The organism is Halobacillus sp. BBL2006 (genome assembly GCF_000786645.1).
Classification (GTDB): Bacteria; Bacillota; Bacilli; order Bacillales; family Halobacillaceae; genus Halobacillus.
In genome coordinates this window covers 1-12,490 of record NZ_JRNX01000096.1, presented here as the reverse complement: position 1 = coordinate 12,490, position 12,490 = coordinate 1, and the positions used below count along the sequence as shown (strand labels likewise).

At 41.9% G+C, this 12,490-nt stretch carries 12 protein-coding genes; 5 read left to right on the top strand and 7 right to left on the bottom strand.

Annotated elements, in window-relative coordinates; genetic code table 11:
* Positions 1-56: 56 nt before the first annotated feature.
* Positions 57-1,229, bottom strand: coding sequence for a sugar MFS transporter (locus LD39_RS03610; protein WP_035542983.1), 1,173 nt, complete (start codon positions 1,227-1,229; stop codon positions 57-59).
* A 217-nt stretch (positions 1,230-1,446) separates the two neighbouring features.
* Between LD39_RS03610 and LD39_RS23425 the strand changes: the two genes are divergently transcribed.
* The gene (locus LD39_RS23425; RefSeq protein ID WP_255349876.1) at positions 1,447-1,551 is read left to right on the top strand and encodes a putative holin-like toxin; all 105 of its coding nucleotides are present in this window, start codon (positions 1,447-1,449) and stop codon (positions 1,549-1,551) included.
* A gap of 156 nt (positions 1,552-1,707) precedes the next feature.
* Here the strand turns inward: LD39_RS23425 and LD39_RS03605 are convergent, their stop codons facing one another.
* Positions 1,708-2,172, bottom strand: a complete 465-nt coding sequence (locus tag LD39_RS03605; RefSeq protein WP_035542981.1) for an NUDIX hydrolase — start codon at positions 2,170-2,172, stop codon at positions 1,708-1,710.
* Positions 2,173-2,357: 185 nt separating this feature from the next.
* Between LD39_RS03605 and LD39_RS03600 the strand changes: the two genes are divergently transcribed.
* Both LD39_RS03600 and nagZ read left to right on the top strand, forming a co-directional pair.
* Entirely contained in the window at positions 2,358-3,110 is a 753-nt protein-coding gene (locus LD39_RS03600) for a S9 family peptidase (RefSeq protein WP_035542979.1), read from the top strand.
* Between the two features lie 80 nt (positions 3,111-3,190).
* A complete protein-coding gene (nagZ, locus tag LD39_RS03595; RefSeq protein WP_035542977.1) occupies positions 3,191-4,459 on the top strand; it encodes a beta-N-acetylhexosaminidase in 1,269 nt (422 codons plus the stop codon).
* Positions 4,460-4,657: 198 nt separating this feature from the next.
* Here nagZ and LD39_RS03590 read toward each other — a convergent pair whose 3' ends face one another.
* On the bottom strand, positions 4,658-6,049 hold the full coding sequence (locus LD39_RS03590) for an amidase (protein WP_035542975.1): 1,392 nt from the start codon (positions 6,047-6,049) through the stop codon (positions 4,658-4,660).
* 101 nt (positions 6,050-6,150) lie between these two features.
* Complete coding sequence (locus tag LD39_RS03585; protein ID WP_035542973.1) at positions 6,151-7,392, bottom strand: sensor domain-containing diguanylate cyclase; 1,242 nt, start codon at positions 7,390-7,392, stop codon at positions 6,151-6,153.
* 239 nt (positions 7,393-7,631) lie between these two features.
* On the opposite strand from LD39_RS03585, the gene LD39_RS03580 reads away from it, so the two are divergent.
* The gene (locus LD39_RS03580; RefSeq protein ID WP_035542971.1) at positions 7,632-8,270 is read left to right on the top strand and encodes a hypothetical protein; all 639 of its coding nucleotides are present in this window, start codon (positions 7,632-7,634) and stop codon (positions 8,268-8,270) included.
* Between the two features lie 58 nt (positions 8,271-8,328).
* Here LD39_RS03580 and LD39_RS21955 read toward each other — a convergent pair whose 3' ends face one another.
* From LD39_RS21955 to LD39_RS03565, 3 genes are all read right to left on the bottom strand, one after another.
* Positions 8,329-9,021, bottom strand: a complete 693-nt coding sequence (locus LD39_RS21955; RefSeq protein ID WP_081988282.1) for a CAP domain-containing protein — start codon at positions 9,019-9,021, stop codon at positions 8,329-8,331.
* Between the two features lie 70 nt (positions 9,022-9,091).
* Positions 9,092-10,231 carry a DEAD/DEAH box helicase gene (locus LD39_RS03570; RefSeq protein ID WP_035542970.1) on the bottom strand — a complete coding sequence of 380 codons (1,140 nt, stop codon included), beginning with the start codon at positions 10,229-10,231 and terminating at the stop codon, positions 9,092-9,094.
* 106 nt (positions 10,232-10,337) lie between these two features.
* The gene (locus tag LD39_RS03565; RefSeq protein WP_035542968.1) at positions 10,338-10,781 is read right to left on the bottom strand and encodes an SRPBCC family protein; all 444 of its coding nucleotides are present in this window, start codon (positions 10,779-10,781) and stop codon (positions 10,338-10,340) included.
* Positions 10,782-10,931: 150 nt separating this feature from the next.
* Here LD39_RS03565 and LD39_RS03560 point away from each other — a divergent pair, with 150 nt between their 5' ends.
* Complete coding sequence (locus LD39_RS03560) at positions 10,932-12,341, top strand: Na+/H+ antiporter NhaC family protein (RefSeq protein WP_035542967.1); 1,410 nt, start codon at positions 10,932-10,934, stop codon at positions 12,339-12,341.
* The last annotated feature ends 149 nt before the right edge of the window (positions 12,342-12,490 follow it).

Below are 12,490 nucleotides of genomic sequence, written 5' to 3'. Positions count from 1 at the left end.
CTAAAGAACAAGAAAAATTAAAAAACATCGCCTGCACTCGCAGACGATGTTTTTCCTTATCTCGTTTGAAAGCTGGATTTAGTTTTGTTCATAAAGAACGTGGTGACCAACATAAGCAGAAGGAATAAAATGACGATACTGAAACCGCCGGCTTGACCGAAAATTTCGGAAGCAAGTCCAACAATATAACCAGCAATTCCCCCACCGATTCCTGCCGCAATATAAATGAGACCAAGCGCGGAACCGCTCGTTTTTGAGATTTGAGTTCCGAACGCGGTAGCTGTCGGGAACAAGGTAGAGAAAAATAACCCCGCTCCTGAGAAGAGGTATGGAAAATCATTAGCTACTAGAAAACTGATGCCAACCATAATCAGCGATCCTGCTGAGAATGTAATAAGGATAAGCCGTTCGTTCACCCAATTGGTCAAATAAGCGATGGCCAGTCTTCCTACCATAAAGAACACGGAGAAAAGAGAAAGAATACCTGCCACCATATCTTCTTTTTCTGCCGTTGATAATCCACCTAAATTTAATGACTTCAGGTAAGTGGGAAAGAAGTTCATAAAGGAAACCTCAGCAGAAACTTCAAAAACTAGAAAAATCATTAAGAATACAAATTGTGCATCCTTCAACATTGGAATAAATGCTTTCAGATCGATTTTTTCGGTTTTCCCAGAAGGAAAGGACACCGAAGTAATATAAATAATGACGGCAATGAGACTTGCTGCAATTCCTATATAGAAATAACGCCAAGAGGCAAACTGAAAGAGATAATTCAAGAATTGAGGGAATAGGACCATACCCAGTCCATACACTCCCATAGCAAAGTTGAACATTTGATTCTGCTTCTTAGGATAGGCTGCAGGAACAATCGCGTTCGATGCCACACCTAAGGAACCCAAACCAAAGCCGACGATCATATAGAAACCTAAGAAAAACGTTATATTAGGGGCTAGTCCTGTTCCCAGGAATCCGATTCCCATGATGACAGCACCAATGGTTGTCATGATTCTTAACCCTTTTTTATCGGTATAGTAGCCAATAAATACACTGGCTAGCGTAAAACCTAATTGGAATATAAAAACGACAAGACCGAACTGGCTCATATCCAGCCCTAAGTCTTTTTCTACTTGATCTAATACAATACCCTTAGTGTTCGTTACCCCGCCTGAAATGAACTGGGTGAACATAAGGATGACAAGGGCATGTATACTCTTTCCTTTCGACATGATGATACCTCCTGGATGTTTAATTAATTAATACATTTTCAGGAGATACCCCGGCGTTTTTCGGCTAAAACTATGTAACCGTTTTTTTATTTTGAAAAAGTTTTGGAGTGGATATTTTTCGTCCATTGGACCTAGTTTTCCTATGATACAATGACAGCAGATAGCGGTTCGATTCTATGGAGGTCGGCTGCCCCCTTATTGGATAGGAAAGGGGGTGATGCCTTTTTTGAGTATCTATGAGGTGTTCATGGTTCTGTTTTCGTCTGGAACTTTCCTTATTGCTCTGCTTACGTTGGTCATTAAATTGACCAATAAAAAATAGACCTCCTGTCTGCCAACGGGAGAGGTCTATTCCTCTGTGAGTAGCCGATCCCAGTGGGACCGCTATCGTCGAGGCCGCAGCTGATGCTGTGGTCTCTTCTAATTTCTGATCACTTTTTATCTATATTCAGTTTACCACAGAATATTCACTTCTGCATCACCCTATAACTGGTGGTTTCTTTTCGATTAAATCTTTCAAAAACGTGCGGTGCTTTTCAAAAATATTCTCAGGCAATTCCTCAAGCGCGAAAAATTTTGCATCCAACGTTTCTTTATCCTCGTAATCAAACGTACCTGTGTAGTCACGGCAAGTGAACAGAATTTGCACCAGGGCGGCTTGATCACCGTTCGGGAATGTTTTATGCAGGTGAGGTCCTGAATAGACGCCAAACAATTCCAATTCACCTAGTTCAAGCCCTGTCTCTTCTTTTGTTTCTCTTCTTGCCGTATCTTCCACGTTTTCATTCATTTCCATAAATCCACCGGGTAGACCCCACTCATTTGTATCCGAACGCAGTTGAAGCAGTACCCGGTTTGAAGAGTCAATGACGAAGGCGCCGCATACAGTCATCAAGACTTTTTCCTTACCCACCATTGATCTCAAGTACGTAATGTAATCCATCTCTTCTCCCCCTTCTCCTATCTCCGTTTATTATAAAAAACTGGACCATCGATGAACAGAGTAAACATATTAATTTAGGAAAGCACACCTACAGAGATTAAATCTTCAGCTTTGCGAAGCGTGTTAAAATTAAGATAACTGAATTATAGGTGGTAATATATGGATGACCTGAGGGGGGGTAAATAATGGAAGAATTTGAGTTTTATAACCAAGAGGTGCTTCGGCTTTCTGGTGTGCTTCAGAGGGGGACCAGTGGGAAAATGATAATCATGTGTCACGGGTTCCGATCAAACCGATCCTCGAAAGGGCGATTCGACCGTTTTGCTGGAACTTTTCAGCGAATGGGATACAATGTTATGCGCTTTGACTTCGGCGGGTGTGGAAAGAGCGGAAATCGTCCAATCACTCTTGCCGGACAAGTCAGCGACTTATCAGCAGCGATCAAGTATGTGGTCGATCAGGGTTTTAAAGAGATTGCGCTGTATGGTCATAGTTTAGGGGCTCGAGTGTGTCTGGAGGGATTTGACCCTTCTTACGTAAAAACTCTTGTAGTGACTGGTGCCGGAACTGGACCAGTCGTCTATGATTGGACTGACGAGTTCAGTGCGCCCCAACTGGAGGAACTCAAGGAAACTGGGATGATTACTCAACCTGTAATGGATCCTTACCGGTCGGAGATTAAGATCAGCGAGCAAATGTTACGGGATTTCGAAGAGTGCGAACAGCAGCACCTACTTTCAAAGATTACATGTCCAACATTGGTCGTCCATGGAGATCAAGGAGAAGAACAAACCTTGATGCCCCTTACCCAGCACGGGATGCGGTGGCTTCCGGAAATGTCAAAACTTGAAGTAATTAGAGGGGCAGAACACAGTTTTATGAACCACCTGAAGGAAGTTGAAGCGATTACAACTTCATGGCTGAAAAGTAACTTTTAATCTAAACCGTTTAGCAACGCCTCAAAAAGTTAAAAATCAATAACAGGTAGTTTAACCAACTACGCAACTAAGGAGGCAGTATGAAAACATTAATAATTTCCCTCGGAATCTTTATCGCAATTGGATTGACGATTGCCCTTTATCTCAATAGTCAAGTTCCAGCCCAGCCCGATCAAGAGAATCCTAAGCCTGCTTCTACTCATAGCAAGAATTCATTCGAGGAGATCTCCCTTGCTCCTCCCAGCATAAAGCCTTCCATCTCAAAAAAGGTTTCAGGGATGACAATAGAGGAAAGAATCACTCAGCTTCTTTATGTGGGAATAGAAGGAACATCTTTGAGCACATCAGAAAAGCAAATGATTTCTGAAGGTCGTGTAGGTGGTGTGATTTTTCTAGGAAGGAACATCACTAGCAGTCCGCAATTTAAAAAGCTGGTAGAGGAAGTAAAAAATGCCAATTCAAAAAACCCCACTCCTTTGTTTCTAGGGGTAGATGAAGAAGGCGGCACCGTAAGCCGCATCCCTAATCCGATGAAGAAACTCCCTTCCAGCTATAGAATAGGTGAAGAAAATGATGCTGACCTGGCATTTACAGCTGGAAAACTATTAGCTCAAAAAGTAAAAGCTTTTGGGCTTAATATGAATTTCGCACCGGTTATGGATATTAATAACAACCCTGGCAACCAGGTAATCGGCAAGCGCTCTTTTGGAGATACCCCAGAGCGTGTGAGTCGTATGGGAATTCCAGAAATGAAAGGTATAAAATCGGAAGGAATTGTGCCTGTACTCAAACATTTTCCTGGTCATGGGGACACTTCCGTTGATTCACATATCAATCTGCCTGTCATCAAAAAATCTTTATCCCAAATCAATCAATTCGAATTGATTCCGTTCAAAGAAGCGATTAATGAAGGTGCGGATGCCGTTATGATGGCTCACATCTTATTTCCTGAATTAGACGACCAATACCCTGCCACCTTTTCCAAAACGATCATCCAAAACGTGTTAAGGAAACAATCAAAATTTGATGGGTTAGTTATTACAGACGATATGGCCATGGGAGCCATTTCAAAGAACTTTGGAACAAACGAGGCAACGATTCGGTCCATTCAAGCTGGGTCCGATATGGTGTTAATGACGGATACGAGAAACGGAAATTTTAACGAGGTCAAAAACGCCCTGTTGCAAGCGGTTAAGAAGGGTACGATTTCAACTGAACAAATCAATGATAGTGTTGCTAGAATTTTGCGAGTCAAACAAGACTATCACCTGTCTAAGCTTCCACAGAGTGATCTTAACGTAAAAGACTTCAATGAGAAGGTCGAAGAAATACACCAACAACTAAATTAGGGAAACCTTAAACCTCAGTGTTGCCCTATTTGCGCCTTCCGATTATTCAATGAACGATAAAGGTTGTTCAGATAAAGTTCAGTTAGTGGACGTTAAGTAAACAAATCAGGAAAATAACTGCAATAGCAAAAGGAACTTCCTAATCACGGAAGTTCCTCATTTTCGACCTGCCTGGATATGACTTTATTTAGAGCTATCTTACATAATTTCCTCATATCGCTTCCACCAAGGCTTGGCCTTTTCCAACTGAGCAGCTAATTTAAACAGTGTCCTTTCCTCTCCAAAACGACCCATAAAGTGAGAGCCTATTGGAACATTTTTATCGTTCCAATACAATGGAACACTCATCGCAGGCTGTCCTGTTACATTGGCGACTGGCGATAGGTGGGCATATTGCGCAGAGACAGCCAAAATTTCATCAATCGTCTTTTCTTCCCCATTATATGAGCCTAAAGGCAATGCTGATTTAGAATTGACAGGCGTCAAAAGCACATCATACTTTTCAAAAAACTGGTGAACCTTTAGGCTTTCCGTAGCAAGGTAGACTCGTGCTTTTTCATATTCCAACGCAGAATACCCAGATGCTTTCTCAATCAGTGTGTATAGCATTTTCTCAAGACTTTCTTTAGAAGGAACTTTTTCATTCATTCTTGCTGCTTCTTTGACAGCCAAGGCTCCGCCCACTACCCAGACAGTGACAAACGCGTCCATGAAGCGATGCAGATCAAAGTCTGGATAATCAATCTCCACATGGTGACCGAGAGATTCGCACAGTTGAGCTGTCTTATTGACCGCTCGAATGACGTCATCCTCTATATCCATCAATTCTCCGAAATCTGCCAGGTAAGCTATCTTCAGTGGGCGAAGTTCTTTATCGAGACTTGATGCATAAGCACCTTCACGTTGAGGAGTAGCAAATAGATCTCCCACTTGAGGGCCTTCTAATGCGTCCAGCAAAGCTGCACTGTCCCTGACAGAACGAGTCAATGCATGGCTGACGGCAAAGCTGTTCAAGCGCATAGAAAAGGGGGTCCGTCCTCTGGTTGGCTTCAATCCAAACAGCCCGCAATTAGAAGCAGGAATGCGTATCGAACCTCCCCCATCACTAGCATGAGCGAACGGAACCATACCTGATGCAACGGCAGCCGCCGCACCGCCACTGGACCCGCCAGGCGAGTACTCAAGGTTCCAAGGGTTTTTAGTAAATCCAAGATGCACGGATTCAGTAGCAGGAGTGAAGCCGAATTCTGGCGTATTGCTTTTTCCAACAATCGTCAGTCCTGCCTGTTTGAACCGTCTAACCATAACGTCATCCGTCGCTGCTTCGAATCCTTCCATAATTTTAGACCCGAAGCTGAGTGGATGACTTTTCATGGCATTTAAGTCTTTGATAAGAAAAGGAAGACCTTGAAACTTCCCTTCCTCGGCTTTCTCGTCATAAGTCTTATGTACGACTGCGTTGAGCACAGGATTCTTTCTATCTATCACAGCCTTGTAGTGTGCGATGACCTCTTCTGTTTTCAATGCTTTCTGCTCAATCATTTTAAGAAGATCTGTCCCGTCGAATTGATGTAGCTCTTTCATTTCCATACACGGCATCCCTTTCTCAACTTCACTTTAATCGTACTATAACAAACTCTGCTTATAATGAAAAAAGCTTCCCACGTGAGAAGCTTTTCATCAACCTTTAGTTACAACCGGTATACTTCTACGCACTTTCTTCCCTTTTTCTTAGCTTCATATAAGGCCTGATCTGCATTGGTCAAAAGCATTTCCCGACTTGTACCTTGTTCAGGATAACTGGCTATCCCGATTGACACACTGATATATAATGTCTGTCCATTGATCGAGATTGGCTGTGTAATACATTCCATCATTCGGTTAGCAATCGCTTGTGGATCGTTAGCTGATTGAAGGTTTGAGAGCAATACAACAAACTCATCCCCTCCTAGCCTGGAAAATGTATCGGTCGATCTTAACATCTGCTTCACTCTTTTAGTGAAAATGACAAGCACCTCATCACCGATTTGATGACCAAATTGATCGTTGATTTCTTTAAAGTTATCTAAATCAATGAAGAGAACAGATAGTAAGGATTGATTTTTGTCCACTTCCTCAAGCTCAATTTGCAGCTGCTTAAAGAAATAGCGTCTGTTGGAAACCTTTGTCAATTGATCATAATACGCCATTTCCTCCAGCTGATTTAATTGCTCTTTTCGCTCAGTTATATTACGACAGACAATCTGTACAGCTTCGGATTGAGGATAGTCTATTAACCCGCTATTCATTTCGACATCGATCAAAGTTCCATCAAGCCTTCGAATCCTTCCCTCAATCGGAGAACCTTTCACACTTTCAGACGATAACTTCTTCACTCTTGAGAGAATTGGATAGTTTTCGCTTAACAGATCACTGAAGATTCTCCCGACTACTTCCGTCTTCTTTAAAGCTCCTAGTAATCGCAGCCCAGATGTATTGACGTATGTGATACAGCCATTTTTATCATGAACGAATATGGAATCAGGAGACATCTCGACAAGATCCTGAAAGGGCTCTAAGCTTTGTTCTCTATCGGTTGAATGGTTAATGGATGGCTGTTTGACCATGATAAGATAAGCAGTTGATTTATTTAATACATGGACGAGAACATCATAAAAGGGGAATTGGGGCCACAGGAAGGTCTGGAGATCGCTAGTCTCCCCTTCCTCCAGGCTATTAATAGAGAGAGAAAGCTGATGTGCGACTTGATAAGGGTGAGCTTCATATATTTCTTTGTCTAACAGATTCCCAAACTGTGTCTTCATACTTTCATTCATATATGTATAGACAAAACAATCCTTCCTCCGCTCGATGATGGCGATGGAGTCTTGGGTCATCTGGATAACATTTTCGAGTGCAGAATTGTTGGTCATCAAATGATGGATACCATTCATCACATTCCACTTCTTTCTTAAATCATTTTAGAAAAAATTCAAATCACCTCACCATAATTTAGTAAAGCCACATGTTTTCAACTTATGAAATTATACCATTATCTAATCCAAATTTCCTATAAATATGTATAAATAATTCAAATTATTCTAATTAAAAATAAAAAAAGTGAAAAACATTAGCGTTTATTGCAATGATTTAAGGGAAAATTAAATCAAAGCTCCAAGGAGATGATTTTAGAATGCCATTGTTAAAGACACCTTCCACACCAAAAGCCCTCTGGATCACTCTCATCTTCTTTTCACTTGTGATCATGAGCCTAATCAATTTGAAGAGTGTCCACAGCGTTGAGAATTTAACTCGAAGCACCGTCTCATTCATCATTACTCCATGTTTTATCTTATTTGCCAACCGCTACAATCTATGGTTCAGAAGGTATCTTCGTTGGGTCGTCCACTATAGCCAGCGACTTCTCCAGAGTACTGCAGTTTTTTTCTTAGGAACTTTGGTCAGCTTTGAACTATCCCACACCATGCCCAAATTGATTGGTTATCCGCTGCACATGATGATTCTATTGCTCAGTGCCGTGATTTATTGGTCACCTCTGCTGCTTCATTGCACATTCAGAAAGCCCCTGTCATTCATGCACAAATTCGCCTACTTCTCACTAACGACTATTTTATTTTTTGCTTATCACGAGGGCACTTATTATTTTTACGGTTCAAGACCGATTTCCGGATATTTGTATACTGGACTTTTCGTGATGCTCATAACCCTTTGGCTTATTGTCGTTCATTGGTACGAGTCGGAAAAAGATACAGACCGAATGACCGTTGAAGGTTATGTTCATCCATTGCCAAAAGAAAAAACCACTAAATAAACAGCCTCTCAAGATCTATGGCCCTCCGGCCAGTCCTTGAGAGGCTGTCTTTCACCCTTTATAGAGGTTTCATAAACATTTGGGTCCAATAGGTTCCGTAAGGACCGGAGTCCTCCACATACCCTACACCGATCTGTGTAAACGAATCATTCAAGATATTTGCACGGTGCCCTTCACTATTCATCCACCCTTCTACCACCTCTTCCGGTGTGCGCTGACCAGCAGCAATATTTTCTCCCGCTGCTCGATACTTAAAATCAAATTGTTTCATCATATCAAATGGCGAACCGTAGGTAGGGGATATGTGGCTGAAATATTGTTTGTCTGCCATATCCTGCGATTTTTTTCGAGCAAGATCACTTAAGCGCTCGTCCATCTTCAGAGGGGGAAGTCCCTGTTTATCGCGCTCCTCATTGACGAGTTCAACAACGGTTCTCTCATAGACGGAAGTCGATTGTTTGTCCAGGCTTTCTGTATGACTTTTTCCATTTCCGATCGCAGGTGCAGCTGGGGCAGACTCCTCCTGTTCAAAACTCGGAGCAGGCATCTCTCCAGATTTGAAAAAATCTTTCATTGATTCTAACAATGGACTACTGTTATCAATATCATTTTCTTCAAGCCAGTTTTGTACGGGATTTGTAACTTTTTCTATAGCAGCTTTAGGTTTTAGCAAGTATTGATTCAATTCTGTTGTGAAGAGGAATCCGATGGCTACGACGGCAATGACAGTAAAAAGAATTCTTTTGAGCATGTCAGCCTCTCCTATCTAAGATGTTTAGTCTATTTGCTCTGATAGAATGTAAAAAAGACCCTAGAAGAAATTAAACGTTCTTAAGACGGCCTTTGTACACTGTTTTCTTCTCTAAAGGAAACCCTAATTCTCTTGCGTGTTTCTTCAACCGTTTTTCTTCTACAGGATTAACCAAGGACACGACAGTCCCCTCTTTCGCACCGATTCTAGCGGTACGGCCAGACCTGTGAATATAAGAGGTCAACTCTTTTGGCATATCCAAATTGACAATATAGGTAATGTCTTTAATGTCCAATCCTCTGGCTGCTACATCCGTAGCCAGTAATAACCGGTATTCCCCGTTACGGAATTCTCTAATAGCCTTCGCTCGCTGTTCTTTATTAGCGTCACTATGGAGCAAACCGAGGTCTAGATGTTGATAGGTCAATTTTTCAGCGAAGACATTTAATTTAGCGATATCTTGCATGAAAGCTAAACCTTTGAAGTCTTCCATATGGGCTAGCTTACGTAACATCTCTTTTTTATCACGATCTTCGCAAACGATGTAGCTGTGGATGACTTGCGGTTTCTTGATTTCCTCTTCAACCCTGATGACTTCTGCGTCTTCACTCATAAATTCATGCCCAAGTTCCAAGACTTCATCCGGTAAAGTAGCAGAAAACAAAAGTGTTTGACACTCTTTCATCGTACTATTCAAAATGCTTTTTACCGTTTGGATATGTTCAGGCACCAGCAATTGATCAGCCTCATCCATGACAAGTGACTGGATTTCATGGGCTTTAACCTTTTTCTTATTCATAAGCTCGTGAACACGCCCCGGAGTACCAACGATAATCTGCGGTTTTTTCTTCAGCTTCTCAATCTGACGCTTGATGTTGGCGCCTCCAATTAAAGCTGTACTTACGATTCCGCTGCCTTTTGTCCATTTTTGCACCTCATGATGAATTTGCATGACTAGTTCATGAGACGAGGCCATGATCAGGACTTGGGATCGTTTTTGGTTTGGATCTACCTTTTGAATCAAAGGAATCAAATAAGCTAAGGTTTTTCCGCTTCCTGTTGGTGCCTCAGCCAATACATCTTCGCCATTCAACACAAAAGGAATGGCCTGCTCCTGAACGACAGTCAGCGATTCATAAGCCGCTTCTTTCCACGCCTCTTTCAAAAAAGGAGTTAATGAATCCATCCACTCCTGGTGTTTTTCTATCATATCTATTCATTTCCTTTCTTCTTCCGTTAAAAAAACAGGTCTCATCCCATCAAAGATGGCGATGAGACCTTTCATATAAAATCCATAGCTTATAGTTATTATACCACTACGTTGCAGTCGTTTCGATATGCTTTTTCATATCTTCCAAATGATGCTCGTCTTCCTTTTTGATAATTCGCTTGATGATAGGCTGCGCAAGCTTATTTCTCAAGCCTTCCGTAAACAACTCGCCTCTAAAATCCACGCGCGTCCCTCCCGTTGTTTCTATAAATTGGTAATGATAACGCAGGTCCAGTCCATTTTGAACACTCCGTACTGAATAACTTTTATTTTTTTCAAAGTCGGTGACCTCAATCACTGAGGATGCTTTTCTTCCTCTGATTTCTCTCGTTTCTTTGAATTTATATCCCTCTTTCACAGGGCCCTCGCTCAGAAGTTCCACCTCAATAACGGCGTCCATCATTTCAGGACTTTTACTGAAATCTGTCGCTGCTTCAAAGACTTCTCCAATCGGCTTTTGAATAATAACACTACGTTCCAAAAAAGACATATCCATCCCTCCAGATAACAAAATAGCCTTTTACTTATATTCGCTCCTTTTCACTTGTAACCCTTTCCTTTCACGCTTTTCATTTAAGAATATCTTCTCCAATATCCACACATGCTAGTAAAATCCCGGTAAAGAAATGAGGTACATAAAATGGAGTGGACTTCTGTTATTCCTTTCATTGTAGTCATTATTGCTGCTATATGGACAAAGCAGGTCATCCCCAGTTTACTTTTCTCTGTCATCGTAGCTGGTTATCTTGTTGATCCCCATTGGCTAGGTGGGATGATGACAGCTTTATCCTTCATTGTTCAAGGACTTACTGATGAAAACAACTTAAAAATCATCATTTTCCTCTATGCTTTCTCCGCCTTGATCGGGATTGTAAAAATGTCAGGTGGAATAAAAGGATTTGTTCATGCGGCCACAGAACGAATCAATAATAAGCGCGGAGCGTTCATTTTAACGTGGCTTTCTTCATTAGGAACCTTCGCCGCCCCGAGCTTTCGGATCGTTACGATCGGTCCAGTCATGAAAGCGATGAGAAAAAAGATTCCGATGACTAAGCAGGAGCTCGGCTTTGTCATTGAAACCACAGCTTCCCCTCTCGTCGTTTTAATTCCTGTAGCGACAGCTTTTGTCGGCTACATGACCTCGGTCATTGAATTATCACTTCAGCAAGCCAATACAGAAGGAGATGCCTACTCCTTATACATTCAAAGTATTCCTTATAACTTCTTTGCATTTTCTATGCTCTCTTTAGGATTTTATTTGAGTTTCTTCCATCACAGCAAAAAATCCGCAACGGATGCGGAAGATGGCGGACAAGAAACGGAGGACGATGATGATCAGTGGGAGGACTGTCATCCTGCCGTTACGAAAGACCTCCCTTCAAAGCCCTGGCACTTAATTATCCCTTTAGCAAGTGTTATCGTTCTTACTTTCTTTTTTATGTATATGGTGGGAGCTCGAAATGGGAAAGAAGGATTTGAAACGTTTATTAATGCAAATGTACTCGATGCCATGGTCCTTGGCGTCGTTTTAACGGTTATCCTTTTCGTCGTCTATTTAAAAATTATCTCAGAGCCGCTTAGGAAAATGATGAACCACTTGATTGAGGGCGGGAATGAGATGATGGGGGTCATCCTTTTACTGGCGATGGTCTGGGGATTAAGCAAGGGATCAGAGGAGTTGAAGTTTGCTGACACCATTTCGTCTTCTTTCGAATGGATTCCTCCTGGATTTGTAGCAGCCATCATCTTCATTGTCGGCTGCGGATTGTCCTATTTTATAGGGTCTTCCTGGGGAACTTGGGGGATATTAATGCCCGTTGGTGTTTCCATCGCAACTGTGGCAGGAAGTCCTTTACCCATGGTTATCGGTGCCGTGTTTGCTAGCGGAACGTTCGGGGCTTTTTCTTCCCCTCTCAGCGATGATACGAATACGACCGCAGGGATACTGAATTTAAATGCCATCAAATACGCGAAGTTCAAGTTAAAACCTGCCCTGATTGCGGCTGGTGTAGCAGCTGTCTTATACTTTGTCATTTCATTTTTCAAATAAAATATTGAGAGAATTGTTTCATGGACTAATGTTTAGAAAAAGTTGTTCCATAAACGTGCAGGAGTGTGGAAGACTCAGTTTCTAGATGTTTTGGGGTTCGTTTGCCATATTGAGAGGAAGGGGTGATTGGGAAGCTACTCGCTTTCCTG